This window comes from Streptomyces sp. NPDC006207, assembly GCF_040613835.1.
In the GTDB taxonomy this organism is placed as follows: Bacteria; Actinomycetota; Actinomycetes; order Streptomycetales; family Streptomycetaceae; genus Actinacidiphila.
Window position 1 is genome coordinate 235,885 of the sequence record NZ_JBEXSX010000003.1, and the last position, 25,554, is coordinate 261,438.

The window sequence follows — 25,554 nt, forward strand, 5'->3', positions numbered from 1 at the left end:
GGCGGTCAGCGGCGGTAGCAGTACGAGTCCGAGGAGGCGTCGCCGCCTTCCAGGCGCGTCTGGTGCACCCGCAGTCCCCGGAAGTCCGGGCCGTGCGGGAAGAAGCCGCTGTCGACGCGGAGCCCGCCGCGTGAGGTGTCGGCGTCGAGCTTGACCATCCACGGGTCGATGCCCTCGGGGTAGAACTGCGCGTCCCAGGCAGCGTAGAGGGAGTTCGTCACGTACACCCGCCGTCCGTCGCGGCTGAGCTCGACCATCTGCGCTCCGCCGGTCAGCGGGACGTCCGGCTCGGCGGGGTGCGTCTGCCGGCCGGTGATGCCGCCCAGCCGCACGGACGCGGTCCGCCTCGGCCGGAGCGGGTCGCCCACGTCGTACTGGTGGAGGTCACCGGTCCCCCACGCGGAGACGTACAGCCAGCGGTCGTCCACCGACAGGTCGATGTCGGTGATCAACGGGGGCACGGCGCCGAACGGCCGCAGCGCGGGGGGCAGGTCCTCCGCGCGGGCGGGCTCGGCGGGCAGGGTGATCACCTTGCGGACCGTGAAGTCGCCGCCCTCCCGGGTCCACAGCCACACCGACGCCGACAGGTCCTCGACGTCGACGACGGTGTTCACGAACCCCCAGGTGGCTTCGGGGTCGTGCGAGGGACGCAGCTCCAGCACCATCTGGTTCTCGTCCCCCAGATCGACGCGCTGCAGGTGCCGGCCCGTGTCCAGGTCCCAGAAGTGCACCGCGTGCCCGTAGCGGCGGTCCAGCAGCAGTTCGGGCACGAGCCCGTCCTCGATCATCGAGGGGCTGCCCCACTCGCTGGTCACGGCGATGTTCTCGCGCAGGTGCCACCAGACGTCGTAGGCGAGCGACTGCGGTCCGCGCTCGCTCTCCCAGGCCCGCAGCACGCCGAAGGTCTCGTGGTCCAGCAGTGCGACGCCGCCGGGCCCGTCCGCGCCGTCCGCGCCGCCGAGGCAGGACAGGAACACCCCGTCGGGGCCGCAGTGGAGGGTGTGCGGCCGCGAGTAACCGGCCCCGGCGGCGAGCTCCCCGGCCTCGACCACCTTGACCAGGCGCGGGCGGGTGGGATCGGGGCAGGTGTCGAGGACGTGCAGCCGGGAGGAGCGCAGACCCGGGACGATCAGGTAGCGCCGCGCCGCGTGGTGGTGGCCGGCGTGGGCCAGCGCGCTCGAGCACGCGTTCCAGCCGAAGTGGTGCAGTTCGTTGCCCCGGTCGGGCATCTCCACATGGGCGGCCACCTGGCCGTACACCGGTGATCCCGGATCGGTGACGACGGTGAACAGCGCGTCCGGGCGCTCCCCGGCCGGGTCGAAACCGACGACGTAGGCGAGCTTCTCGGCGGGCGCGGCGACGGCGTCCGCCGGGGTGCGGTACAGGGTGGGGTCACGGTGGCCGTCGCGGTCGTGCTCGGTCGTCGTCATGGCTGTTCCCTCTCCCGTACGGGAGCCCGGACCAGGGGCCTTGCGGCGGACGACCAGGCCCGGCCGTGCGGGATCTGTGTGCGGACGCCGGACAGATGTCCCGTACGACGAGCGTTTCACAGCCCCGCAGAGGTGCCAAGGCGGGACCCCGGGCGCCCGGACGGCCGCCCCGCGCCGGGCCCGGTTGCCGGGACGCGGGCGGCACTGGACCGGATGGCGGGGCCGGCAATAGGTTGCGGCCTCGTGACCCACGACGACGCCACCGTCATGTCCCCGCCCGTGCGGCCGGCCGAGGGCGAGCCGGTCTTCGTCCCGAAGGCGACGACCGTCCTCGTCGTGGCCGCGCTCGGGGCCTGCGTACTGGTGAACGCCGCGCTGCTCGTCGCCCGGTTGCTCCTCGACCGCGCCGCCGGCGGCTCGGCCGCCGCCCTTGCGCGTGGCGACGAGGTCGTCACCCTCACCGGTCTGAGCCATCTCGCCTTCGTGCTCACCGGAGTCGTCTTCCTGCGCTGGCTGTGGCAGATGCGGGTGAACGCCGAGGCGCTGGCGCCCGGCGGCCACCGGATGCGACGCGGCTGGACCACAGGCGCGTGGCTGATACCGCTGGTCGGTTTCGTCCTGCCCAAGCGGATCATCAACGACATCTGGGCCGCCAGTTCCCCGCCCGGACGCCCCCGGCGCACCAGTGTGCTGCTGACCTCGTGGTGGCTGCTCTTCGTGGCGGCGCAGCTCCTCGCCTCCCCCTCCGCCACCACGGGCCCGTCCGCGGCGCAGACGGCCGGCGCCGCGCTCTACGTCCTGGCCGGGGCGCTGTGCATCGCCATGGTGCTGCGGCTCGCCGCGATGCAGCGAACGCGCCTGCGGGGCTGAGGGCGGCGGGCCGTCCGGCGCCGGCGGCGTGCACCGCCGGGGCCCCTGGGGCCTGCCGTCACATTGACGTCGGCCGCCCGGAGGGCGGGCCCCGCGGTTCCCCCAGCTCCGCTGGGAGATACCCCCAAGTGCGGTGCAAGGCGGAGAGTCGTCCTCGTAGTGGGCTACTCGGACGACTCGACAACTCCCCCTGGCCGAAGGCTGGGGGGAGTGCCGTGCCTGGGGGCACCTCCCAGCGCCGGCTGGCGGAGCGGCGCGGGGCAGGCGGCAATGTGACGACGGGCCCTAGGCCGTCAGGCCCCGGCGGCCGAGGCCAGGTAGGCGGAGGTGGCCCCGGGGTCGTAGAAGTACGACTCGTAGTCCGACGGATCGTCGAAGCCGTTGGCGAAGCGGTTCGCGACCGCCGGCAGTTGCCCGGCGGCACCGATCAGGCCCAGAATGTGCTCCGGCGGCGGGCCGAGGAGGGCGTTGGTCCACTTGGTCACCGGCTCGGCGGTGGCCCAGAAGCGGGCGAAGGCGGACTCCATCCAGTCCCGGTCGAAGGGCTTGTCGCCGTGCTCGACGATGGCGTCGAGGTAGGCGGCCGCGCACTTGGAGGCGCTGTTGGAGCCCTGCCCGGTGATCGGGTCGTTGGCCACAACGACGTCGGCGACGCCCAGCACCAGCCCGCCGGAGGGCAGTTCCGCGACGGGGTGCCGGACCACCGGCGCGAAACGCCCGGCCAGGGTGCCGCCGGCGTCCGTCAGCTCGACGTCACGGGCGCGGTCGTGCTCCCACGGCAGGTGGCGCTCCATCAGCTCCAGGGTGATGCGCAGGTGTTCCTGCGGGTCCTTGACGCCGCCGAAGACGTCGAGCGGACCGCCCGGGAGCCCCTCCCAGAAGAGGATGTCGCAGGGGCCGGAGGTGGTGAACGCCGGGATCACGATCAGTTCGCCGGCGCCGGGCACCATGTTGAGCCGCACCGCGTGGAAGTCGGGGTGCTCCGGACGCGGGCCGAGGCCGTGCACGTAGGCGACGGCCAGCGCACGCTGCGGGCTGTCGTACGGGGAACGCTCGGCGTCCCGGCCGAACATGGAGACCAGCTCGCCCTTGCCCGCCGCGACCATCACCAGGTCGTAGGCGCGGGAGAAGTAGTCCAGGTCGCCGACGGTCACGCCGTGCACGACCAGCTTGCCGCCGCGCTCGACGAAGGTCTCCAGCCAGCCGGCCATCTTCACCCGCTGGTCGACGGACTGCGCGTACGCGTCGAGCCGTCCCACCCAGTCGACGGGCCGTGATCCGTCGGGGGCGGCGACGGAGACCCCCAAGCCCTCGATCCGCGGGGTCTGGTCCTCCCAGAAGCCGAGGCCGAGGTCGCGCTCGTGGCCCAGCGCCGTGCCGAACATGCACTGGGTGGACATGACACGCCCCTGGCGTATCTCGTCCGCCGTGCGGTTGGACATGACGGTGACCTCGTATCCCCGGGACTGCAGGCCCAGGGCCAGTTGGAGCCCGGACTGGCCGGCTCCCACGATCAGTATCTTGCGCAAGGCGGCATGCTCTCTCGTACGGTGCGGCTGGGATGCGTCCGGCGGGCGTCCCCACGACCCCGCCGGAAGACTGCTACTCCGGCTGGGCGACGAGGGCCTGCTTGACCAGGGCCAGCAGTACCTGGATCACCGACTGGCGGTCGCGGGCGTCGCATATCACCACCGGGATCTCGTCCGGCACGGCGAGCGCCTCGCGGACGTCGATCTCGTCGTAGGCGGTGGTGCCCTCGAAGCGGTTGACCGCCACGGCGTAGGGCAGGCCGCTGCTCTCGAAGTAGTCCAGTGCCGGGAAGGCGTCGGCCAGGCGGCGGGTGTCGGCGAGGACGACGGCGCCGATCGCCCCGCGCACCAGGTCGTCCCACATGAACCAGAAACGCTGCTGGCCGGGGGTGCCGAACAGGTAGAGCACGAGCTCCCGGTCGAGGGTGATCCGGCCGAAGTCCATCGCCACCGTGGTGGTGGTCTTGTCCGGGGTGGACCCGAGGTCGTCGATGTCCTCACTGGCACTGGTCATCACCGCCTCGGTGGTGAGCGGGGTGATCTCCGAGACCGTGCCGACGAAGGTGGTCTTGCCCACGCCGAAGCCGCCCGCCACCACGATCTTGGTCGAGGTGGGGGCCTGGCTCACGTCCAGCTGCCACTCCTGCAGGCCGTCTTCTTCCGCGAGGGACGACATGTCAGAGCCTGCGAAGTCCACCGAGAACCCTCTCCAGCAGTGCGCGATCGGGGGCGCCGGGCCCGTGCCCGGTCCCGTACACGCGGATCCTTCCCTGATCGGCCAGGTCGCTGAGCAGCACCCGGACGACGCCGAGCGGCATGCGCAGCAGCGCCGAGATCTCCGCCACCGAGCGCATCCGGCGGCACAGCTCCACGATGGCCCGCATCTCCGGCATGACGCGCTCGGCCCAGCTGCCCGAGGTCAGCTCCCTGCGTTCGGTGGAGGCGTCGATCGTCGCGACGAAGGTCTCCACCAGCAGCACGTGGCCGAAGGACGTACGGCCGCCGGTCAGCGCGTACGGGCGTACCCGGGCGGCCCTGCGCCCGGCACCCCGTACGGGGAGGACGGCGGCCGCCCGGGCCGCGGCGATCACCGGACGGCGCATCAGCGGCCCCCCTCGATCGCCTGGCGCAGCTCCGTGCGGAGCGCCGGGGTGAGCACGTGGCCGGCCCGGCCCACGAACAGGGCCATGTGGTAGGCCACCACGCTCATGTCGCACTCGGCGTCCGCGTGGACGCCGAGCAGCGAACCGTCCCCGATCGTCATCACGAACACGCTGCCGTTCTCCATCGCCACCCCCGTCTGGCGCACGCCGCCACCGTCCATCAGGCGCGCGGCGCCGTCGGTCAGCGAGGCGATGCCGGAGACCACCGTGGCCAGGTCGGCGGAGGTGCCCGCCGGGCCCTTGGGGCGTCCGGCCGCGCCGTCCTCCGCGCCTTCGTCAGCCGCGTCGGCCTCGTCCTCGGGCTCCGAGGTCAGCAGCAGCAGTCCGTCCGAGGACACGACGGCCACGGAGCGGACCCCGGGCACGTCCTCCACGAAATTGCTCAGCAGCCACTGGAGGCTACGTGCCTCGTGGCTCAGGCCCCGTTCACTCTGGGTGTCCGTACCGGCCGACATCAACCGCGTGCCTCCTCGACGCCTTCGGCTTCGACTTGTTGGTGTCCCCCCGAACTGCCTTCTGCCGCGGCCGCGTCCGCGGCCGTCCTCGGCGCGGGCACGCCGCGCCGGATCTCCTGCGTCTCGGCCTCGGCCTCCGCCCGGCCGTCGCGCAGGCCCCGGGCGAAGCCGCCGAGCTTGCGCCGCAGCTCCTCCGGGTCCACCCCGCCGCCCTGCCGGGCCCGCCCACGGAGCTGCGGTTCACCCGACAGCCCCGTGGACCGCGGCACCCGCTGCGGGAGCCCCTTGGCGGTCAGCGCCACGCCGTCCGGCATCTCCACGGAGGCCGGAGCCGGTGCCGCGGGCGGCGCAGCGGGCGCCTCGGCGGCTCCGCCCGGTGCCGACGCGGTTTCCGGGGCCGGTGTCGGGGCGGGGGCGGGCTGGTCGGCGCGGGCGTGCTCGATGGCGTCGCCCCCGGGACCGGGCGCCTCATCGGGCGACGGCTCCGCCACGGGCTCCACGGCCGCCGGTGCCGTCCGCTCCGCCTTCCCGGCCTGCTCGTCGCGTGCGCTCCGCAGCGCCGTGCCCGGCTGCCACGGCTCGCCCGCGACGGCCGCCTCCACGGGGGTCTGCGGGCCGTCCGGGTCCTCCGCCGGGGCGGTGAGCGCCGCGGGGACGACCACCACGGCGGTGGTGCCGCCGCGCTTGGCGTCGCGGAGCTGGACGCGGATGCCGTGCCGGGCGGCGAGCCGGGCGACGACGTAGACGCCCATGCCGGTGGCCTCGCCGCCGGAGGCCTGCTCCGCGGGATCGGCCTGCGTCAGCAGCGCGTTGAGCTCGTCCAGCCGGGCCGTGGGGATGCCGATGCCCTGGTCCTCGACCGACAGCATCAGCTCGCCGCTCTCCAGCATCCAGCCGGACAGCTCCACCTCGGTCTCCGGCGGGGAGAACGCGGCCGCGTTCTCCAGGAGCTCGGCGACCAGGTGGCTCAGGTCGTCGGAGGCGAAGCCGGCGATGCGTCCCGCGGGCAGCTGCTGGATGCGGACGCGCTCGTACTTGTCGATCTCGGAGACCGCGGCGCGCGCCACGTCGACCAGCGGGACGGGCTTGGGCTGCGCGTGACCGTGTTCGGCTCCGGCGAGCAGCAGCAGGTTCTCGCTGTTGCGGCGCATGCGGGTGGCCAGGTGGTCCAGCTTGAACAGCTGGGCGAGCTCGTCCGGGTCGTGGACCAGTTCCTCCAGCCGCTCGATCAGCGTGAGCTGGCGCTCGACCAGACCGAGGGTGCGCAGCGTCAGGTTGACGTAGGTGCCGTGGACGTTGCCCTGCAGGTCGCCCAGGCGCGTGGTGAGCGCTTCCTGCCGGCCGTGCAGCAGGTCGCGTTCCGCGGCGAGGGCGTCCCGTACGCCCTGGAGCTTGGTGTGTTCGGCGTCCTGCGCGGCGACGCGCTCGCGCAGCCCGGCGACCTCGGCGCGGAGCGCGTTGACCGCCCGGGCCGTCGCCGCGAACTCGTCGGAGCCGACGATCCTGACCTGCTCGCCCGCGGGGACGTCCCCGCGGGCGAAGCGGCCCAGCGCGGCGGCCGGCCGGGTGATGGAGCGGGCCGTGGAGACGCCGACGCCGAGGACGAGCAGGAAGCACACGGAGGCGAGGGCGACGTGGAGTTCGAGGGCCGTCACGTCGTCGTCCCGCAGCGCGGCGAGCCGGTCGGCGGCGGCGGCGGCGAGCGAGGACTCGACGCCGCGCATCATGTCGATCCGCGCGGAGAGCGCCGCCTGGACCGCTCGCGGCTTGAGCGCGCGGTCGGCGGCGGACAGCGAGGAGCTGTTCAGCAGCTGGTTCAGGCGCTTGTCGGCCTGGTTGACGTCGGAGCCGGTGACCGTCTGGTCGTACTGCTCGACCGCGGCCTGCGAGGCCCCGCCGCGGAAGTCGGCGAGCGCGGACCGCTCGCTGACGGCGGCGGTCTGCGCGGCAGTGACCAGGGCGGACTCCTCGCCGCCCGCGGTGAGCGCGCCGACCAGCAGGCCGCGCTGGACGGAAGCCTGGTCGACGGCGCGGGCGAGTCCGGGCAGCGCGGTGGTGTCGGCGGAGGCGCCGCGGGCGGGCAGCGAGCGGGCGACGGCGGCGCCGACCCCGTTCAGCGCCCGGATCGCCGGGTCGTAGGCCGCGACGGCCGCCTCGCCGGAGCCGGGGCCGGAGAGCACCTTCTGCCGGACGGCGGGGAGTTCCCCGAGCTGCCGGACGACCTCGGCGGTCGCGTCGGCGAAGGCCGGGGCGTCGTCGGTGTCGGTGTCGGCCGCCGTCGTCAGCACCTCCTGGACCTGGCGGTCGACCCGCTCCCGCTGGGCCTCGGAGACGCCCGTGCCGCCCTCGGTGGAGCGGCCGCCGGCCACGAAGACGGCCATGCCGTCGCGTTCGTCGGCCAGGGCGTGGGACAACGAGACCGCCTGGGCCTCCAGCCGCGTCATGCCGACCAGCCGCTGGGACTCGGCCAGATCGCGCACGCCCGTGGCCACGCCCGGGGCAGAGGCGGCCAGGACCGTGACGGCGCAGATCAGCAGGGCGCCCAGCAGTCTCTGCCGTACGCGCTTGGTCCGCGGGTTACGTCGTGTTCGCACCGGTGCTCGCTATCCCGTCTCGCCTGGTCCACTGGTCCCGAGATGACGACACATCGGCCGAGCGCCGAGCACGGCAACGTCTGGCCTCATCCCGGCATCGTCCCGACCTTCTCAGGCCGACCCGGAATGCAGATGTGCGTCCCCCGCCCCGACACTCGAACGAGTGAATCGCAACGACAAGTTGACGTTCAACTCCCCGGCTGGATCGTTACGCGCACGCCCCCCGGCCGTCCGGGACCGGAACTGGCATCGGAGCCGCCGCCCTGGCAGGATGCGCACCTTCACTGGCCGGTAACCCCCGGCGAGCGCCCCCGGGGTTCGAACAGCTCTCCCGGGCGGCTGCTGCAGACTGGCCGCATGCGCATCGAGACGGCGACCGAGCCCGGCAGCCCCGGACGCCCCAACGAGGACTTCGTCGTGGTGGCCATGCCCGCGTCAGGCGGCGGCGGTTCACTGGTCCTGCTGGACGGCGTCACCCCTCCCGACGGCCCCACGGGATGCCGTCACGACGTCCCCTGGTACGTCGCCGAGCTGGGCGGATTCATGATCGAACTGTCCGTTTCGCCCGCGGCCCCGAGCCTGGCGCAGTGTCTCGCGGAATCCGTCCTGCGCACGGCCGACGCGCACCGCGGCACCTGTGACCTTTCTCACCGCCGCACCCCGCAGGCGACCGTGGTGGCGGTCCGGTGGAATGCGGACACCGTGGAGCATCTGGTGCTATCCGACTCGGTGTTGCTCATCGAGGACACCACAGGTCACGTCGGTGCCGTGCGCGACGACCGGCTGGGCCGGCTGCCCGGTCCGGTGCCCGCGCTGCGCGCCGCGGTGCGTGCCCTGCCGCGCGGCACGGCCGCCCGTGCCGAGGCCGCCGCGGAGTACGGGCGGGCGGTGGAGGCCCTGCGCAACGCCGAGGGCGGCTTCTTCACCGCTGCGGCGGACCCCGCGGTCGCCGAGCGCGCCGTCACGGGCACCCGGCCGCGCTCGCGGGTCCGCGCGGTCGCGGCCCTGACGGACGGCGCCGCCCGGCTGGTCGAGGTCTTCCACGAGCAGGACTGGCAGGGCACGTTCGCACTGCTGCGCAAGGCCGGCCCCGAGGAGCTCCTGCGGCGCGTGCGCGCCGCGGAGTCCGCCGACCCGGACGGCACCCGCTTCCCCCGCGGCAAGGCGCGCGACGACGCGACCGCGGTGTTCGCGCAGTGGTGACGGCGGCGTGGCCGCGCGCCGGGGCGGAGGACCGCGCGGATCAGGCGCCGTCCTGCTCCTGCGAGTCGTTCAGCTGGCCCAGCAGCCGGGCCAGTTCGCGCAGTTCGTCCCGGTCCCAGCCGCTGAGCCGGCTGACGTAGCGCGCCCGGCGCGCCGTGCGGACGCGTGAGAAGCGCTCGGCGCCCCCCGTGGTGAGCTGCACCAGGTAGGCCCGGCCGTCGGCGGGGTCGGGTTCGCGCCGGATGAGCCCGAGCACCTCCAGGGCGCGCAGTTGACGGCTCATCGTGGCCTTGCCGACGCCGAAGTAGCCGGCGAGCACGGTGGCCCGCTCGGGACCGGTCTCGGCGAGCCTGGCGAGGATCCCGTACGCCGCGGGCTCCAGGTCCGGATGGACCTCGCGGGCCATCTCGCCGGAGGAGGCGCGGGCGCGCCGCAACAGGACGGTGAGCTCGCGTTCGAGGGCCTCCATCACGGGGTCCGCCTCCCCGGGGGAGCCGGCGGTTCCGGCCACCTCGTCACCCGCTTTCCGTCGTGAAAACCTGTCGTATCCGGCCGCCGTGTACACAGCGTCCCCAGTATTTCGCAGACGCCGACGCACGGCGTGACCAGGGGCCCTTCCCCGCTTGGTGTCCCCGCCCCGCACGGCCCGGCCGCGCGGACGCCGCCGCGTGGGCCGGCTGCCACACGCACGGGAGCGGCCCCTCCTCAGGCCGTGGGAGGGGCCGCTCTCCATTCACCCGGTCAGGGCCTGACTCAGGCCGCGACGGGGGCTTCCAGCCCGGAGTCCGCGCCGGTGACGGCGGGCTCCAGGGCCAGCTTGAGCACGTGCCGGACGTCCGAGACCGCGTGGACCTCCAGCTTCTCCAGGACCTCGGCGGGGACGTCGTCCAGGTCCGCCTCGTTCCTCTTGGGGATCACCACGGTGGTGATCCCGGCGCGGTGCGCCGCCAGCAGCTTCTGCTTGACGCCGCCGATCGGCAGCACGCGCCCGGTCAGCGACACCTCGCCGGTCATCGCCACGTCGGTGCGGACCCGCCGCCCCGACAGGAGCGAGGCCAGCGCGGTGGTCATGGTGACACCCGCGCTCGGGCCGTCCTTGGGGACCGCGCCCGCGGGGACGTGGAGGTGGACGCCGCGCTCCTTCAGGTCGCCGACCGGCAGCTCCAGTTCGGCGCCGTGCGAGCGCAGGAAGGAGAGCGCGATCTGCGCGGACTCCTTCATCACGTCGCCCAGCTGCCCGGTGAGCTGCAGCCCGCTGCCGCCGGTCTCCGGGTCGGCCAGCGACGCCTCGATGTAGAGGACGTCGCCGCCCGCGCCGGTCACCGCCAGGCCGGTGGACACGCCGGGCACCGCCGTGCGCCGCTCCTGCGGGTCCTGCGCCGACTCCGGCACGTGGTGCGGCCGCCCGATGAGGTCGCGCAGGTCCTGCGGGGTCACCGTGAACGGCAGCTCGCGCTCGCCGAGTTCGTGCTTGGCCGCGACCTTCCGCAGGATGCGGGCGATCGAACGCTCCAGGGTGCGCACGCCCGCCTCGCGGGTGTACTCCCCGGCCAGCTTGCGCAGGGCCGCGTCGTCGACCGTCACCTCGTCCTCGCCGAGCCCGGCCAGCTCGCGCTGGCGCGGCAGCAGGTGGTCACGGGCGATGACGACCTTCTCGTCCTCGGTGTAGCCGTCCAGCCGCACCAGTTCCATGCGGTCCAGCAGCGGCTCGGGGATGGCCTCCAGGACGTTGGCGGTGGCGAGGAACACCACGTCGCTCAGGTCCAGCTCGACCTCCAGGTAGTGGTCCCGGAAGGTGTGGTTCTGGGCCGGGTCCAGGACCTCCAGCAGGGCCGCGGCCGGGTCGCCGCGGTAGTCGGAGCCCACCTTGTCGATCTCGTCCAGCAGGACCACCGGGTTCATGGACCCGGCCTCCTTGATGGCGCGCACCAGGCGGCCGGGCAGCGCGCCGACGTAGGTGCGCCGGTGGCCGCGGATCTCCGCCTCGTCGCGGACGCCGCCGAGCGAGACCCGCACGAACTTCCGCCCCATGGCGCGGGCCACGGACTCGCCGAGCGAGGTCTTGCCGACGCCGGGCGGGCCCACCAGGGCCAGCACCGCGCCTCCGCGGCGGCCGCCGACGACCCCGAGACCGCGGTCGTTGCGCCGCTTGCGCACGGCCAGGTACTCGGTGATGCGCTCCTTCACGTCCTCCAGGCCCGCGTGGTCGGCGTCCAGCACCGCCCGCGCGCCGGGGATGTCGTAGGCGTCCTGGGTCGTGGTGTTCCACGGCAGCTCCAGGACGGTGTCGAGCCAGGTGCGGATCCAGCTGCCCTCGGGGGACGCGTCGCTGGACCGCTCCAGCTTCTCGACCTCCTTCAGGGCGGCCTCGCGCACCTTCTCGGGCAGGTCGGCGGCCTCGACGCGGGAACGGTAGTCGTCCGCCTCGTCCTCAGGGTCGCCGTTCAGCTCGGCCAGCTCCTTGCGGACGGCCTGCAGCTGCTGCCGCAGCAGGAACTCGCGCTGCTGCTTCTCCATGCCCTCCTGGACGTCCTTGCGGATGGTCTCCGCGACGTCCTGCTCGGCCAGGTGGTCACGCAGCCACTGCGTGGCCAGCTTCAGCCGGGCGACCGGGTCCAGGGTCTCCAGCAGCTCGATGCGCTGGCTGGTGGTGAGGAAGCCGGAGTAGCCGGCGTTGTCCGCGAGCTGCGAGACGTCCTCGATCTGCTGGACGCGGTCCACGACCTGCCAGGCGCCGCGCTTGCGCAGCCAGCTGGTGGCCAGGGCCTTGTACTCCTTCATGAGCTCCGCGACGGTGCCCGGGGCCTCGGCCGGTGCGGTCTCGGAGAGCTCGGTGCCCTCCACCCACAGGGCGCCGCCGGGGCCGGTCGTGCCGGCGCCGATGCGCACGCGGCTCACCGCGCGGATCACGGCACCGGGATCGCCGTCCGACAGGCGTCCCACCTGCTCGACGGTGCCCAGCGTGCCCACGCCCGCGTAGTCCCCGTCCACCCGGGGAACGAGCAGCACCCGCGGCTTGTTGCCGAGTCCGGGCCGACCGGACCGCTGGGCGGCCTGCGCCGCCTCGACCGCGGCGCGCGCCTCGGCGTCGGTCAGGTCCACCGGCACGACCATGCCGGGCAGGACCACCGAGTCGTCGAGGGGCAGCACGGGCAGGGTGAGCGGCGCGAACGCCGACGAAGACGATTGAGCCATTATCTCTCCCTAAGCAATCAAGTTGAGCTATGCAGACTCAATGCATCTGATGCCCCTGGTGTTCCCCGAGCCGTGTTCGCTCTGAGCGATCGGCCGCGCCGCACGGTGCGCGCCTCCTCCGCCGCCCCCGAGAACCGTTCGCGGGGGCGGCGGCGATAGAGGGGCGTGAGACTCTTCCGCCCCATGAGCCATGAGCCGCCCGGGGACGACGCGCTGATGCGCGCGATCGCCCGGGGCGACACCCAGGCCCTCGCCGATCTGTACGACCGCCATTCCGGATGGCTGCACGCCCGGCTCACGCGGCGCTGCCCGGACCCGGAGACCGTCCGGGAGGTGCTGCAGGACACCTTCATGGCGGCCTGGCGCTCGGCGGGCACCCACGGCGGCGGAGCCGCGGGCGGCTGGTTGTGGGTGATCGCCGCCCGGCGGCTGGCGGACGCCCGCCGCGCCGCGGTGCGGGCCGGCACCCGCGACCTCCTGGCCGCGGAGGAGGCCGGCACCACCCCCTCCGCCGAAGAGCACGTCCTCGCCGGCCTGGAGTACGGCGACGTCGGCGCCGCGCTCGACCGGATCTCCCCCGAACTGCGGGCCGTCCTGCGGGCGACCGTGATCGACGGCCTCACCACGCGGGAGGCCGCGCGCCTGCTCGGGATACCCGAAGGCACCGTCAAGACCCGGGCCTCGCGGGCGCGCCGCGAACTGCGCGCCGCCCTCGCCGCCCTCGGCACCGCAGGAGGAGCCGCATGCTGACCCCCGCCCGGGGACGCCTCGCGTGGCGCACCCCCGGAACCCCGCAGGCGGACCGGACCGGCTGGCACGTGCCGGACGGCACGGCCGCCGCCTACGCCGACGGCACGCTCGCCGACCCCGCCGCCTGGTCGGTGGACAAGCACCTGGAGTCCTGTGCGGCCTGCGCCGCCCGGATCTCCTCGCTGGCCAGGGCGGGCGAGGGCGGAGCGGTCCTCTCCGGGGTCCGGGCCGCGGTGCTCACCGCGGCCACGGGCAGCGTGCCCGCCCCGGAACCGCCGCTCGCGCGGGCGGCCGGGGCCCGGCCCTGGCGCGCCGCCGTCCGGTCCGCGCGCACGCTGCGTCCGGCCTGGGTGGCGTCGGTGCTGCTGACGCTGGCGGTGGCCGTGGCCCTGACGCGTCTGGGCGGGGCGCCGCAGGGACGCCCCTGGCTTCTGGTGCTCGCCCCGGCGCTGCCGCCGGTGGGCGTGGCCCTCGCGTACGGGAGGTACGGCGACCCGGCCCACGAACTGGCCGCGTCGACGCCCTCCGGGGGGCTGCGGCTGCTGCTCACGCGCACCGCAGCCGTGCTGGCGGTGTCCGTGCCGCTGCTGACCGCCGCCGGAGGCGTCCTGGCGGGCACGGGCGCCGCGGTGGCGTGGCTGCTGCCGGGGCTCGTGCTGACCGGGGCCACGCTCGCGCTGGGCAGCTGGACCGGCTGCCACCGGGCCGCCGCCGTGGTGACGGCCGGCTGGCTGTGCGCCGTCGTCCTCTGCGGGCTCCCGACCGGGTCCGCGCCCCTGCTGCTCTCCCCCGCCGCGCAGCCCGCCTGGGCCGCGGCCGGCGCCGCCTGCGCCCTTCTCCTGACCCTTCGCCGTACCGCTTTCGACCACCTGGAGCGCCCATGACGACCGAGCCGACCGTCTCCCTCGACGGTCTGACCGTGAGACATCGCCGGACCACCGCCCTGGACGCCCTCGACCTGCGCGTCGGGCGCGGGGTCCACGGACTGCTCGGGCCCAACGGCGCCGGGAAGACCTCGCTGATCCGGGTGCTCGCCACCGTGGCCGGGTACCGGTCGGGCCGCCTGGAGCTGCTGGGCCACGACCCGGCGACGCAGGCCGGACGCACCGCGATCCGGCGGCGCCTGGGCTACCTGCCGCAGGAGTTCGGCTACTACCCGGGCTTCACGGTGCGCGAGTTCGTGGCGTACGTGGCCTGGCTGAAGGAGATGCCCAAGGCCGCGGTGCCGGCGGCCGTCGACCGCGCGATGGAGCGGGTCGGCGTCGCCGGGCGCGCCGACGTGAGGATCAGGACCCTGTCCGGCGGCATGGTGCGCCGGGTCGGCATCGCCCAGGCCATCGTCAACGACCCCGACCTGCTGCTGCTCGACGAGCCGACCGCCGGTCTCGACCCGGAACAGCGGGTGCAGTTCCGCGCCCTGCTCAGGGAAGTGGGCGCCACGGCGACCGTCCTGGTCTCCACCCATCTCGTCGAGGACGTGGCCACCGCCTGCACGGAGGTGACGCTGCTCGACGGCGGACGGACCGCCTTCCGCGGCACCGCGGCGGAGCTGGCCGCGGCCGGGGACGACGACGCGGCCGGGGACAGCCCGATCGAACGCGGCTACACGGCGGCGCTGCGCCGTCACCGCGGTGCGGCCTCCGGCGTCCGGGAGGCCGCCGTATGAGCGCCCCGGGCACCCTGGCCACCGCTCCCCCGGCGCCTCCCGCCGCGCCCCGTGTCCACCGCGTTCACCGTGTCCATCGCACCGAGCTGCTCCGCGGCTTCGGGGCGTGGACGGGGGCCGCCGTGGCCGGCGGCGTCCTCGTCACCGTCCTGGCCAGGCGGTACTCGCTGGGTGACGACTGGGCGGTGCTCCACGGCGCGCTGCGTGAGGCGGGCCTGCTCCTCGGCGGTCCGCTCGCCCTCGCCGCCGGCTGCTGGCAGGGCGGCCGCGAGCGGCGGCGCGGCACCGGCGACCTGCTCGCCTCGGCCGCGCGGCCGCCGCTGCGCAGGGCGCTGGTCGCGGCCCTGCCGTCGATGGCCTGGCCGGTGCTGGGCTATCTGGCGGCGGTCGGCGTGTGCCTGGCGCTGGTCCTTCCGTACGCGTCCCACGGGCACCCCGCGTGGGACCGGCCGGCCGCGGACGCGGTGGCGCTCGGGGCCCTGGGCGCGCTCGGCTTCGCGGCGGGGCGGGCACTGCCCTGGCGCTTCGCGGCACCGCTGCTCGCGGTCGCCGGGTATCTGCTGCTCGGCATCGGCGCCTACGGCGAGTCGGGGGCCACGGTACTCAGCCCCGCGTACGCCGGCCCCTCCGGTGACGCCCCGGTGTGGTGGGCCGCCCCTCTCGCGGCGGTGTGGTTCGCCGGAACGGCCGCCGCCGCGCTGCTGGCCGGTCACGCCAGGCGGCGGGTGCTCGCCGTCCTGCCGCTGGTCGTCGCCGTCGCGGCCGCGTCCGTCCTGTACCGGAGCGGCGCGGACCTGTGGCGGCCCGACCCCGCCGCGTCCGCGCTCGTCTGCGACCGGGGCACCCCCACGGTGTGCGTCCGCGCGGCGCACGGCTCGGCCCTGCCCGCGGTGCGCGCGGTGGTGGACCGCGTCGACGCCCGGCTGGACGGCGCCCCGGGGGCGCCCGTCCGGTACCGCGAGGGGGGATCGTCGGAGACGGTGCCGCCCGGGGAGGTCCGGTTCCAGCTGTACGGCGGCGTCTTCCGAGGCCGCCTGGGCGACGTCGGCATGCTCTACCGGGACCTCGTGTACGCGGTCTCCTCCTCGGCCGCATGCGAGGGGGACCGAGCCGGAGACCGCGCCTACGCCAACGAGTACGCCGCCCAGGAGTGGCTGCGCCTCGGGCGTCCCCTCTTCCCCGCCGGCCAGGCCGAGAACCGCCTCGCGCGGGCGGCGGCGCAGCGCCTGCGCGCCATGACGGCCGCCGACCGCCGTGCCTGGTTCGGCCGCTACCTGGCCGGCGTCCGGGCCTGCGACGTCGGCGGGGTCCCGGCGCCGTGACCCCCACCGGACCCGTCGAGGAGCCCTCACGATGACGCCAACCCTTCTGCCCCTCTATGTCCGCTCACGCGGTCTGCCCGGCGCCGCCGCCGCGCTGGCCGTCCTCTTCGCCGCCTCCCGCTGGGGCGCGGACTGGCTGGTCAGCCGGCCGTTCTTCGACACCGGCGCCCGCGTCCCGGTGGTCGTCCTCGCCCCGGTCCTCGCGGCGGCCGTCACCGGGATCTCCCTCCACACCCACTCCGGGGAAGTGGACCGTGGCGCCCCGCTGCCCTGGTGGCGGTGGCGGGCCGTGCACCTGCTCGCCCTCACCGGGCCTGCGGTGCTCTGGCTGGGCGCAGCGGTCCCCGGGGACCCGGACCGCTTCGGTGCCCCGACGATGGTCCGGGGCGTCCTCGGCTTCACCGGTCTCGCGGCCGCGGGCGCCGCCGTCCTGGGTGCCCGGCTGAGCTGGCTGCCGCCCGTGCTCTACGGCGGCAGCGTCTACCTCGCGGCTCCCCGCACCCCGGGCGGGGCGGCCGCGGTGTGGGCCTGGTCGATGCAGCCGGGCGCCCAGCCCGCGGCCTGGGCAACCGCCGCCGTCCTCTTCGCGGGCGGCGTCGCGCTGGTGGCCGTCCGGGGGCCGGCCCCGGGCGGCTGCGGGTGAAAAACCCCGTCCGGCCCGGAGGGGTCATCTCATTACCCTGGGTCCATGGACGCGAACGAAGAGGAACGGCCCGTCACGCTCGACCGTCGTGACGGGCCGTACGGGGAGGTCGCGCTCCGGCGCAGGGGCGGCCGCTACGAGATCATCGCCAACGGCACCTTCCTGATGGACACCTCCGACGGCCGCTCGGAACGGCTGCTGGTCGACGCGGCGCTGGACGCCCTCCCGGCGGACCGGGCGGAGCTGTCGGTGCTGATCGGCGGCCTCGGGGTGGGCTTCTCGCTCGCGCGGGCGGCGGCCGAGCCGCGCTGGGCGCGGATCGCGGTGGCCGAGCGGGAGCGGGCGGTGATCGACTGGCATCACGCGGGCCCGCTGGCGGACTTCTCCGAGCACGCGCTCGAGGACCCGCGGGTGAGCGTCGTCGAGGGCGATCTGGTGGCGTACGTGCGGGAGGCGGACGTGACGTACGACGCGCTGTGCCTGGACATCGACAACGGCCCCGACTGGACGGTCACCGAGGGCAACGGGGGGCTGTACGGACCGGAGGGTCTGGCGGCCTGCAGGGAGCGGCTCGAACCCGGCGGCGTACTGGCGGTATGGTCTGCGCAGCCGTCCGCCGCGTTCGACGACGCCTTGAGGTCGGCGCAGTTCACGCAGGTCCGGACCATCGAGATCCCGGTGAATCGGGGCGTTCCGGATGTCGTGCACCTGGCAATCAAACCCGCATAGCCGCGTCGCCGTCCCGCCCCGTACGCTGCTGCGCAACGCAAACGACCATGGGGGACCCCACATGGACAGCACACAGCCGACGACCGCCGACGCCGCAGCGGTGGCGGCCACCCCCGGTGCGCAGCGCCGCGTGCTGGTGGTGGAGGACGACGCGACGATCGCCGACGCCATCGCGGCACGCCTGCGGGCCGAGGGCTTCCAGGTCCGCACCGCGGGCGACGGCCCCGCCGCCGTGGAGACCGCCGCCTCCTGGCAGCCCGACCTCCTCGTCCTCGACGTCATGCTCCCCGGGTACGACGGCCTGGAGGTCTGCCGCCGCGTGCAGGCCTCGCGGCCGGTCCCGGTGCTGATGCTGACCGCCCGCGACGACGAGACCGACATGCTGGTCGGGCTCGGCGTGGGCGCCGACGACTACATGACCAAGCCCTTCTCGCTGCGCGAGCTGGTCGCCCGGGTGCACGTGCTGCTGCGCCGCGTGGAGCGCGCCACGATCGCCGCCCGCGACCCGCGCGGCGCCAACATGCAGCTCGGCGACCTGGAGATCGACAACGCCCAGCGGCGGGTCCGGGTCCGGGGCGCCGACGTGCACCTCACCCCGACCGAGTTCGACCTGCTGGTCTGCCTGGCCCAGCAGCCGCGCGCGGTGCTCTCCCGGGAGCAGCTGCTCGCCGAGGTCTGGGACTGGGCGGACGCCTCCGGCACCCGCACCGTCGACAGCCACGTCAAGGCGCTGCGGCGGAAGATCGGGGCGGAGCGCATCCGTACCGTGCACGGCGTCGGCTACGCGCTCGAGACGCCCACGCCGTGAGCCCCTACAGCGCGCCGCGCCCGCCGAAGCTGCGGGAACGTGCCTGGGCCGCGCTGAGGCCGTACGACCCCTTCCGGTCGATCAAGGCGGCGCTGCAGTACCTGGTGCTCGCCTCCGTGCTGATCACCACGGGCCTGATCTTCGTGGCGATGCACTCCGCGACCGAGATCCGGATCATCACCATCTTCTCGATCATCGCCTCGCTGCTGATCTCGCAGCTGGTGGCGCACGGGCTGACCGCGCCGCTGCGCGAGATGACCTCGGTCGCCAGCGCCATGGTGCGCGGCGACTACAGCCGGCGGGTCACCGCGGTGCGCCGCGACGAGGTCGGCGAACTGGCCGAGACCTTCAACCGGATGGCCGCCGACCTGGAGGCCGTCGACCGGCACCGCAAGGAGCTGGTGGCGAACGTCTCACACGAGCTGCGCACCCCGATCGCGGCGCTCCGTGCGGTCCTGGAGAACGTCGTCGACGGGGTCTCCGAGGCCGACACGGAGACGATGCGCACCGCGCTGCAGCAGGCGGAGCGGCTGAGCCTGCTCGTCGCCCACCTTCTGGACCTCTCCCGCCTGGACAACGGCATCGTGCCGCTGGACGCCAAGCGCTTCGAGGTCTGGCCGTACCTGTCGGCCGTGATCAAGACGGCCGGCCTCGGCCTGAAGGACGCCAGGGCGCACGGCGGCCGGGCGCGCAAAGACGTCCACCTCCACCTGGACGTCTCACCGCCGGAGCTGACCGCGTACGCGGACGCGGAGCGGCTGCACCAGGTGGTCGCCAACCTGATCGACAACGCCGTCAAGCACAGCCCGCCCAGCGGCCGGGTCACCGTCCGGGCCCGGCGCGGCACCGGTCCGGGCAGCCTCGACCTGGAGGTCCTGGACGAGGGCCCCGGCATACCCGAGGCCGAGCGCACCCGTGTCTTCGAGCGGTTCAACCGCGGCACCGCGGGACCGGGCGACGGCGGGACGGGGCTGGGACTGGCGATCGCGCGCTGGGCGGTGGACCTCCACGGCGGACGCATCGCGGTGGCCGAGTCCCCCCGCGGCTGCCGGATCCGCGTCACCCTCCCAGGGTCGGCGACGGCGTCGGCTTGACGCTCCCGCCAGGGCGGACGTTGCCAGAGGCAACCGGACCAGTCGATTCAGGTCCCCATTCCCGCCAAACTCCGCCCCGAAACCGCCTTTCCGATGTGACTTAGGCGACGACTGGCCTCCCCGCCTGCGGGAAACGCTCAGGTAGGCGTAGCCTTTATTTCCGCTGTCCATCACCTTGTGAAGCGGAAGAGGGCGGTTGCCGCCGTGTCGCCACACCCCAGTAGCTCGAGCGTCCCGACCGAAACCGATGGGCAGGGCCAGGGCCCTGCCGCGGGCTTCGGGCCTAACGAGTGGCTTGTCGATGAGATCTACCAGCAGTACCTCCAGGACCCGAACTCGGTGGACCGAGCCTGGTGGGACTTCTTCGCCGATTACAAGCCGGGAGCGGATACGGGTTCCGCAGTCGCCTCGGGCCAGCCTCAGGCGGCCCCCGCAGCGCCTCCGGCCGCTCCGGCCGTGCCCGCTGCCCCCGCACCGGCCGCTCCGGCCCCGGCGCCCGTGACGCCCGCCGCCGCGCCGGCCCCGGCCGCCCAGGCCCCGGCCCCCGCCCCGGCCGCCCAGGCCCCGGCCCCCGCCCCGGCCGCTCCGGCCCCCGCGAAGCCCGCCGTCGAGAAGCCCACTCCGGCGCAGCCGCAGCCGACGGCCAAGGCCGCCCCGGCCACCGAGGCTGCCCAGGGACCCGAGTACGTGACGCTGCGCGGCCCTTCCGCGGCCGTGGCGAAGAACATGCACGCCTCGCTGGAGCTGCCCACGGCCACGTCCGTGCGCGCCGTCCCGGTGAAGCTGCTGTTCGACAACCGCATCGTCATCAACAACCACCTCAAGCGCGCCCGTGGCGGCAAGGTCTCCTTCACGCACATCATCGGCTACGCCATGGTGCAGGCGCTGAAGATCATGCCCGCGATGAACTGGTCGTTCGCGGAGAAGGACGGCAAGCCGACGCTGGTCAAGCCCGACCACGTCAACCTGGGCCTCGCCATCGACCTGGTCAAGCCCAACGGCGACCGCCAGCTGGTCGTCGCGGCCATCAAGAAGGCCGAGACCCTCAACTTCTTCGAGTTCTGGCAGGCCTACGAGGACATCGTCCGCCGCGCCCGCATCGGCAAGCTGACGATGGACGACTTCTCCGGCGTCACCGTCTCGCTCACCAACCCCGGCGGCATCGGCACCGTCCACTCGGTGCCGCGCCTGATGCCCGGCCAGTCGGTGATCCTCGGCGTCGGCTCCATGGACTACCCCGCCGAGTTCCAGGGCACCTCGCAGGACACCCTGAACAAGCTGGGCATCTCCAAGGTCATGACGCTGACCAGCACCTACGACCACCGGGTCATCCAGGGTGCGGCGTCGGGCGAGTTCCTGCGCATCATGAACCAGCTCCTGCTGGGCGAGAACAACTTCTTCGACGACATCTTCAAGGCGCTGCGCATCCCCTACGAGCCGGTCCGCTGGCTCAAGGACATCGACGCCAGCCACGACGACGACGTCACCAAGGCCGCCCGCGTCTTCGAGCTGATCCACTCCTACCGGGTCCGCGGCCACGTCATGGCCGACACCGACCCGCTGGAGTACAAGCAGCGCAAGCACCCCGACCTCGACATCACCGAGCACGGCCTCACCCTGTGGGACCTGGAGCGTGACTTCGCCGTCGGCGGTTTCGCCGGCAAGTCGCTGATGAAGCTGCGCGACATCCTCGGTGTGCTGCGCGACTCGTACTGCCGCACCGTCGGCATCGAGTTCATGCACATCCAGGACCCGCTGCAGCGCAAGTGGATCCAGGACCGCGTCGAGCGCCCGCACACCAAGCCCGAGCGCGACGAGCAGCTGCGCATCCTGCGCCGCCTCAACGCCGCGGAGGCCTTCGAGACCTTCCTGCAGACGAAGTACGTCGGCCAGAAGCGCTTCTCCCTGGAGGGCGGCGAGTCCGTCATCCCGCTCCTCGACGCCGTCATCGACGCCGCCGCCGAATCGCGGCTGGACGAGGTCGTCATCGGCATGGCCCACCGCGGCCGGCTGAACGTGCTGGCCAACATCGTCGGCAAGTCGTACGCGCAGATCTTCCGCGAGTTCGAGGGCAACCTCGACCCGAAGTCGATGCACGGCTCCGGCGACGTGAAGTACCACCTGGGCGCCCAGGGCACCTTCACCGGCCTGGACGGCGAGCAGATCACCGTCTCGCTGGCCGCGAACCCCTCGCACCTGGAGGCGGTCGACCCGATCGTCGAGGGCATCGCCCGTGCCAAGCAGGACGTCATCGGCAAGGGCGGCACGGACTTCACCGTCATGCCGGTCGTGCTCCACGGCGACGCGGCCTTCGCCGGCCAGGGCGTCGTCGCGGAGACCCTGAACATGTCGCAGCTGCGCGGCTACCGCACCGGCGGCACCGTGCACGTGGTGATCAACAACCAGGTCGGCTTCACCGCCGCCCCGGAGTCCTCGCGCTCGTCGATGTACTCCACCGACGTCGCGCGCATGATCGAGGCGCCGATCTTCCACGTGAACGGCGACGACCCGGAGGCCGTGGTCCGCGTCGCGCGGCTCGCCTTCGAGTTCCGCCAGGCGTTCAACAAGGACGTCGTCATCGACCTCATCTGCTACCGCCGCCGCGGTCACAACGAGGCCGACAACCCGTCCTTCACCCAGCCGCTGATGTACGACCTGATCGACAAGAAGCGCTCGGTGCGCAAGCTCTACACCGAGTCCCTCATCGGTCGCGGCGACATCACCCTGGAGGAGGCCGAGCAGGTCCTGCAGGACTACCAGGGCCAGCTGGAGAAGGTCTTCACCGAGGTCCGCGAGGCGACCGCGCCGGCCGCCCCGCAGGAGGAGGAGAACCAGGCCACCGGCCCGGAGTTCCCCGTCCCGGCGGACACCGCGATCAGCCAGGAGACCGTCAAGCGGATCGCGGCCTCCCAGGTCAACATCCCCGAGCGGATCACCGTCCACCCGCGTCTGATGCCGCAGCTGCAGCGCCGCGCGGCCATGGTCGAGGACGACACCATCGACTGGGCCATGGGCGAGACCCTCGCCATCGGCTCCCTGCTGATGGAGGGCACCCCGGTCCGGCTCGCCGGCCAGGACTCCCGCCGCGGCACCTTCGGCCAGCGGCACGCCGTCCTGGTCGACCGGGAGACCGGCGAGGACTACACCCCGCTGCTCTACCTCGCCGAGGACCAGGCGCGCTACAACGTCTACGACTCGCTGCTCAGCGAGTACGCGGCGATGGGCTTCGAGTACGGCTACTCGCTGGCCCGCCCGGACGCGCTGGTCGCCTGGGAGGCCCAGTTCGGTGACTTCGTCAACGGCGCCCAGACCGTCGTCGACGAGTTCATCTCCTCCGCCGAGCAGAAGTGGGGCCAGACCTCCGGCGTCACCCTCCTGCTGCCGCACGGCTACGAGGGCCAGGGCCCGGACCACTCCTCCGCCCGCATCGAGCGCTTCCTGCAGCTGTGCGCGCAGAACAACATGACGGTCGCGGTCCCGACCACCCCGGCGAACTACTTCCACCTCCTGCGGTGGCAGGTCCACAACCCGCACCACAAGCCGCTCATCGTCTTCACCCCGAAGTCGATGCTGCGCCTGAAGGCGGCGACCTCGAAGACGGAGGAGTTCACCTCCGGCCACTTCCAGCCGGTCATCGGTGACAGCACCGTCAAGCCCGAGGACGTCCGCAAGGTCGTCTTCTGCTCCGGCAAGGTCTACTACGACCTCGTCGCCGAGCGCGAGAAGCGTGGTGCCTTCGACACCGCCCTCATCCGCATCGAGCGTCTCTACCCGCTGCCGGGCCTGGAGATCCAGGCCGCCCTGGCCCCGTTCACCAAGGCCCAGAAGTATGTCTGGGCCCAGGACGAGCCGGCCAACCAGGGTGCCTGGCCGTTCATCGCCCTCAACCTGATCGACCACCTCGACCTGGTGCTCGGCGCCGCGCCCGACAACGCCGACCGGCTGCGTCGTGTGTCGCGTCCGTCCTCCTCGTCGCCGGCGGTCGGTTCCGCCAAGCGGCACCAGCAGGAGCAGGAGCAGCTGGTGCACGAGGTCTTCGAGCTCTGAGGCCCGTAGTCCCCGGTACGACGCGCAGGGGCCCCGCACTCGTCGAGTGCGGGGCCCCTGCGCGTACGCCGGCAGGAGGGGCCCCCGGCCCGGGCGGCGGGAGTACCTATCCTGGCCTGGTACGTCATCCTTCGACCCTGATCCGGAGCACCCCTTGTACTTCACCGACCGCGGCATCGAGGAGCTGGAGAACCGGCGCGGCCAGGAGGAGGTCACCTTCGAGTGGCTCGCCGAGCGGCTGCGGGAGTTCGTCGACCTCAACCCCGAGTTCGAGATCCCGGTGGAGCGGCTGGCGACGTGGCTGGCCCGGCTGGACGACGACGAGGACGAGTAGCCGCGAGCGGCGGGACCGCCGGGCTCAGGTGCGGAAGGCGCCGAACCGGACCCCGTCGCCGCAGACGCTGAAGACCGCCGGGGTGCCGTCGGCCGTGGTGACCTCGACCGTACGGGCCACGTCGTCGGGGAGCGCGACCTGCACCCGGGAGGCCTGGACGGGACAGACCTCGCGCGCCGAGGGGGTCCCCTCGACGTTGAGGTCGGTGTAGCGGACGTCGGCGACGGCCGTGGTGCCCCCGCGGAGCTCCACGGCTCCGGTGCCGGCCGCGGAGTTGTCCGCCTCGACGGGGGCGGCCTTGTCCTGGTCGTCCCTCGCGGTGAGGGTCGTGGCGCCGGTCAGCGTGCAGGGGGCGCCCGAGGTGTTGGTGACCTCGACCCGGGCGACCGCGGGCTGCGAGGCGGTCGCGTGGACGGTGGCGGCCAGGAAGCGCACGGCGGTCGTGCCGGCCGTGCAGGCGCTCACCCGGGCGTTCGCGGGGCTCACCTCGGCGGCGGGCCCACCGGTCCCGGTACGGGTGCCGCAGGCGGCCAGGGCGAGGCCCGTCAGGAGCAGGACGGTCGCGGCGGTGGCGGTGGCGGTTCGAGGGCCCATGGGGGATGAGCACATCACCCGGCGCCCGTACGGGCGCTCGCGGCGCGCACGGCGCCGCGCCCCGCGGGGAGGACCTCACCCGTTCGCCGCGTGACCGGCCGCGTCCGGGCGCCGTTCCGCCGCGAACCGCCACCGGGGCGCGCACGGCGCTCCCTTGACTTCCGATCCACGCGATATATCGTGTCTATCGGAGAGACGCGATATGTTGCGTTGTCGGCGTTGACCCGGCGTGCCCGGGTGACCCCAAGGAGGGGCGAAATGAGCGGAACCCCCGGCTCACGGGAGTGGACGGTCACCGAGCCGCACAAGATGGTCTTCGACGCGAGCGTCGACACCCTGCACGTCCGGATCGTCAACGGCGCCGTCAACGTGGTCGGCGTCGACGAGGGCCCGGCCCGGCTGGAGGTGAGCGAGCTCGACGGCCCCCCGCTGATCGTGTCGCACGAGGGCGGCACGCTCACCGTCACCTACGAGGACCTGCCCTGGAAGGGCCTGCTCAAGTGGCTCGACCGCAAGGGCTGGCGGCGGCACGCCGTCGTCTCGCTCGCCGTCCCGCAGCGCACCAGCGTGTCGGTGGGGGTGGTCGGGGCGAACGCCGTGATCTCGGGGATCTCGGACCGCACCGCCGTACGGGGCGTCAACGGCGACATCACGCTGGTCGGCCAGGCCGGCCCGGTGACCGCCGAGACGGTCGCGGGGAACGTGGAGGCCCAGGCGGTCTCCGGCGACCTGCGGGTCAACACCGTCTCGGGCGACCTGACCGTGGTCGAGGGCAGCGGCGCCGCCGTCAAGGCCGACTCGGTCAGCGGCAACATGGTGCTCGACCTGGACCCGCGCAGCGGCGCGGACGTCCGCCTGACCTCGGTCTCCGGGGAGATCGCGATCCGCATCCCGGAGCCTGGGGACGCCGAGGTGGACGCCAACACCACCAGCGGCGACGTCTCCTGCGCCTTCGACGAGCTGCGGGTCAGCGGGCAGTGGGGCGCCAAGCGGATCTCCGGCCGGATGGGGTCCGGCGGCTCCCGGCTCAAGGCCACCACGGTGTCGGGCGCCATCGCGCTGCTGCGCCGCCCGCCCCAGGAGGACCACGGACCCGCGGACGCCGATCCGTTCCGGAAGGACGTCTGA

The 25,554-nt window shown here is 73.8% G+C and carries 22 protein-coding genes; 13 read left to right on the forward strand and 9 right to left on the reverse strand.

What is annotated here, in order from left to right:
• Positions 1-5: 5 nt before the first annotated feature.
• The gene (locus ABZ312_RS03720; protein WP_500325528.1) at positions 6-1,430 is read right to left on the reverse strand and encodes a selenium-binding protein SBP56-related protein; all 1,425 of its coding nucleotides are present in this window, start codon (positions 1,428-1,430) and stop codon (positions 6-8) included.
• 243 nt (positions 1,431-1,673) lie between these two features.
• Here ABZ312_RS03720 and ABZ312_RS03725 point away from each other — a divergent pair, with 243 nt between their 5' ends.
• Entirely contained in the window at positions 1,674-2,300 is a 627-nt protein-coding gene (locus ABZ312_RS03725) for a DUF4328 domain-containing protein (RefSeq protein ID WP_500436372.1), read from the forward strand.
• 293 nt (positions 2,301-2,593) lie between these two features.
• Here ABZ312_RS03725 and ABZ312_RS03730 read toward each other — a convergent pair whose 3' ends face one another.
• The 5 genes from ABZ312_RS03730 to ABZ312_RS03750 form a co-directional block, all read right to left on the reverse strand.
• Positions 2,594-3,829 carry a styrene monooxygenase/indole monooxygenase family protein gene (locus ABZ312_RS03730; protein WP_500325532.1) on the reverse strand — a complete coding sequence of 412 codons (1,236 nt, stop codon included), beginning with the start codon at positions 3,827-3,829 and terminating at the stop codon, positions 2,594-2,596.
• Between the two features lie 73 nt (positions 3,830-3,902).
• Positions 3,903-4,505, reverse strand: a complete 603-nt coding sequence (locus ABZ312_RS03735; RefSeq protein ID WP_499513935.1) for a GTP-binding protein — start codon at positions 4,503-4,505, stop codon at positions 3,903-3,905.
• A gap of 1 nt (position 4,506) precedes the next feature.
• Positions 4,507-4,932, reverse strand: coding sequence for a DUF742 domain-containing protein (locus ABZ312_RS03740; RefSeq protein WP_499513934.1), 426 nt, complete (start codon positions 4,930-4,932; stop codon positions 4,507-4,509).
• Positions 4,932-5,447 (reverse strand): roadblock/LC7 domain-containing protein, encoded by a 516-nt coding sequence (locus ABZ312_RS03745; RefSeq protein WP_500325535.1) that lies wholly within the window; start codon positions 5,445-5,447, stop codon positions 4,932-4,934. Before ABZ312_RS03745 ends, ABZ312_RS03740 begins: the two co-directional genes overlap by 1 nt.
• Positions 5,447-8,041, reverse strand: a complete 2,595-nt coding sequence (locus tag ABZ312_RS03750; RefSeq protein WP_500436374.1) for a sensor histidine kinase — start codon at positions 8,039-8,041, stop codon at positions 5,447-5,449. Before ABZ312_RS03750 ends, ABZ312_RS03745 begins: the two co-directional genes overlap by 1 nt.
• Positions 8,042-8,398: 357 nt before the next feature.
• Between ABZ312_RS03750 and ABZ312_RS03755 the strand changes: the two genes are divergently transcribed.
• Positions 8,399-9,244 (forward strand): hypothetical protein, encoded by an 846-nt coding sequence (locus tag ABZ312_RS03755; RefSeq protein WP_500325539.1) that lies wholly within the window; start codon positions 8,399-8,401, stop codon positions 9,242-9,244.
• A 40-nt stretch (positions 9,245-9,284) separates the two neighbouring features.
• Here the strand turns inward: ABZ312_RS03755 and ABZ312_RS03760 are convergent, their stop codons facing one another.
• Positions 9,285-9,713, reverse strand: coding sequence for a MarR family winged helix-turn-helix transcriptional regulator (locus ABZ312_RS03760; RefSeq protein WP_499516945.1), 429 nt, complete (start codon positions 9,711-9,713; stop codon positions 9,285-9,287).
• A 284-nt stretch (positions 9,714-9,997) separates the two neighbouring features.
• Positions 9,998-12,439 carry an endopeptidase La gene (gene lon / locus ABZ312_RS03765; protein ID WP_500325541.1) on the reverse strand — a complete coding sequence of 814 codons (2,442 nt, stop codon included), beginning with the start codon at positions 12,437-12,439 and terminating at the stop codon, positions 9,998-10,000.
• A 183-nt stretch (positions 12,440-12,622) separates the two neighbouring features.
• Between lon and ABZ312_RS03770 the strand changes: the two genes are divergently transcribed.
• From ABZ312_RS03770 to ABZ312_RS03815, 10 genes are all read left to right on the forward strand, one after another.
• Positions 12,623-13,189, forward strand: coding sequence for an RNA polymerase sigma factor (locus tag ABZ312_RS03770; protein WP_500325543.1), 567 nt, complete (start codon positions 12,623-12,625; stop codon positions 13,187-13,189).
• The gene (locus ABZ312_RS03775) at positions 13,183-14,073 is read left to right on the forward strand and encodes an anti-sigma factor family protein (protein ID WP_500436376.1); all 891 of its coding nucleotides are present in this window, start codon (positions 13,183-13,185) and stop codon (positions 14,071-14,073) included. The genes ABZ312_RS03770 and ABZ312_RS03775 overlap by 7 nt, the downstream gene beginning before the upstream one ends.
• Positions 14,070-14,855 carry an ABC transporter ATP-binding protein gene (locus tag ABZ312_RS03780; RefSeq protein ID WP_500325547.1) on the forward strand — a complete coding sequence of 262 codons (786 nt, stop codon included), beginning with the start codon at positions 14,070-14,072 and terminating at the stop codon, positions 14,853-14,855. The genes ABZ312_RS03775 and ABZ312_RS03780 overlap by 4 nt, the downstream gene beginning before the upstream one ends.
• The gene (locus ABZ312_RS03785; RefSeq protein ID WP_500436378.1) at positions 14,852-16,177 is read left to right on the forward strand and encodes a hypothetical protein; all 1,326 of its coding nucleotides are present in this window, start codon (positions 14,852-14,854) and stop codon (positions 16,175-16,177) included. Before ABZ312_RS03780 ends, ABZ312_RS03785 begins: the two co-directional genes overlap by 4 nt.
• A 31-nt stretch (positions 16,178-16,208) precedes the next feature.
• A complete protein-coding gene (locus ABZ312_RS03790) occupies positions 16,209-16,820 on the forward strand; it encodes a hypothetical protein (protein ID WP_500358886.1) in 612 nt (203 codons plus the stop codon).
• A gap of 45 nt (positions 16,821-16,865) precedes the next feature.
• Entirely contained in the window at positions 16,866-17,549 is a 684-nt protein-coding gene (locus tag ABZ312_RS03795) for a spermidine synthase family protein (RefSeq protein WP_500325553.1), read from the forward strand.
• 61 nt (positions 17,550-17,610) lie between these two features.
• Positions 17,611-18,357, forward strand: coding sequence for a response regulator transcription factor (locus tag ABZ312_RS03800; RefSeq protein ID WP_500325555.1), 747 nt, complete (start codon positions 17,611-17,613; stop codon positions 18,355-18,357).
• Positions 18,354-19,451: a HAMP domain-containing sensor histidine kinase gene (locus ABZ312_RS03805; protein WP_500325557.1), complete on the forward strand. Its 1,098-nt coding sequence runs from the start codon at positions 18,354-18,356 to the stop codon at positions 19,449-19,451. The genes ABZ312_RS03800 and ABZ312_RS03805 overlap by 4 nt, the downstream gene beginning before the upstream one ends.
• 204 nt (positions 19,452-19,655) lie before the next feature.
• On the forward strand, positions 19,656-23,498 hold the full coding sequence (locus ABZ312_RS03810) for a multifunctional oxoglutarate decarboxylase/oxoglutarate dehydrogenase thiamine pyrophosphate-binding subunit/dihydrolipoyllysine-residue succinyltransferase subunit (RefSeq protein WP_500436380.1): 3,843 nt from the start codon (positions 19,656-19,658) through the stop codon (positions 23,496-23,498).
• Positions 23,499-23,652: 154 nt separating this feature from the next.
• Positions 23,653-23,832: a DUF6104 family protein gene (locus tag ABZ312_RS03815; protein WP_431967379.1), complete on the forward strand. Its 180-nt coding sequence runs from the start codon at positions 23,653-23,655 to the stop codon at positions 23,830-23,832.
• 24 nt (positions 23,833-23,856) lie between these two features.
• Here ABZ312_RS03815 and ABZ312_RS03820 read toward each other — a convergent pair whose 3' ends face one another.
• Positions 23,857-24,426 carry a DUF4232 domain-containing protein gene (locus ABZ312_RS03820; RefSeq protein ID WP_500331174.1) on the reverse strand — a complete coding sequence of 190 codons (570 nt, stop codon included), beginning with the start codon at positions 24,424-24,426 and terminating at the stop codon, positions 23,857-23,859.
• A 258-nt stretch (positions 24,427-24,684) separates the two neighbouring features.
• Here ABZ312_RS03820 and ABZ312_RS03825 point away from each other — a divergent pair, with 258 nt between their 5' ends.
• On the forward strand, positions 24,685-25,554 hold the full coding sequence (locus ABZ312_RS03825) for a DUF4097 family beta strand repeat-containing protein (protein WP_500331173.1): 870 nt from the start codon (positions 24,685-24,687) through the stop codon (positions 25,552-25,554).

Excerpts from the sequence above, each read along its gene's own strand:
- ABZ312_RS03720 (WP_500325528.1), bottom strand. The coding sequence starts at position 1,430 with ATGACGACGACCGAGCACGACCGCGACGGCCACCGTGACCCCACCCTG.
- ABZ312_RS03735 (WP_499513935.1), bottom strand. The coding sequence starts at position 4,505 with ATGTCGTCCCTCGCGGAAGAAGACGGCCTGCAGGAGTGGCAGCTGGAC.
- ABZ312_RS03740 (WP_499513934.1), bottom strand. The coding sequence starts at position 4,932 with ATGCGCCGTCCGGTGATCGCCGCGGCCCGGGCGGCCGCCGTCCTCCCC.
- ABZ312_RS03745 (WP_500325535.1), bottom strand. The coding sequence starts at position 5,447 with ATGTCGGCCGGTACGGACACCCAGAGTGAACGGGGCCTGAGCCACGAG.
- ABZ312_RS03755 (WP_500325539.1), top strand. The coding sequence starts at position 8,399 with ATGCGCATCGAGACGGCGACCGAGCCCGGCAGCCCCGGACGCCCCAAC.
- ABZ312_RS03760 (WP_499516945.1), bottom strand. The coding sequence starts at position 9,713 with ATGGAGGCCCTCGAACGCGAGCTCACCGTCCTGTTGCGGCGCGCCCGC.
- lon (WP_500325541.1), bottom strand. The coding sequence starts at position 12,439 with ATGGCTCAATCGTCTTCGTCGGCGTTCGCGCCGCTCACCCTGCCCGTG.
- ABZ312_RS03770 (WP_500325543.1), top strand. The coding sequence starts at position 12,623 with ATGAGCCATGAGCCGCCCGGGGACGACGCGCTGATGCGCGCGATCGCC.
- ABZ312_RS03775 (WP_500436376.1), top strand. The coding sequence starts at position 13,183 with ATGCTGACCCCCGCCCGGGGACGCCTCGCGTGGCGCACCCCCGGAACC.
- ABZ312_RS03780 (WP_500325547.1), top strand. The coding sequence starts at position 14,070 with ATGACGACCGAGCCGACCGTCTCCCTCGACGGTCTGACCGTGAGACAT.
- ABZ312_RS03785 (WP_500436378.1), top strand. The coding sequence starts at position 14,852 with ATGAGCGCCCCGGGCACCCTGGCCACCGCTCCCCCGGCGCCTCCCGCC.
- ABZ312_RS03790 (WP_500358886.1), top strand. The coding sequence starts at position 16,209 with ATGACGCCAACCCTTCTGCCCCTCTATGTCCGCTCACGCGGTCTGCCC.
- ABZ312_RS03795 (WP_500325553.1), top strand. The coding sequence starts at position 16,866 with ATGGACGCGAACGAAGAGGAACGGCCCGTCACGCTCGACCGTCGTGAC.
- ABZ312_RS03800 (WP_500325555.1), top strand. The coding sequence starts at position 17,611 with ATGGACAGCACACAGCCGACGACCGCCGACGCCGCAGCGGTGGCGGCC.
- ABZ312_RS03820 (WP_500331174.1), bottom strand. The coding sequence starts at position 24,426 with ATGGGCCCTCGAACCGCCACCGCCACCGCCGCGACCGTCCTGCTCCTG.
- ABZ312_RS03825 (WP_500331173.1), top strand. The coding sequence starts at position 24,685 with ATGAGCGGAACCCCCGGCTCACGGGAGTGGACGGTCACCGAGCCGCAC.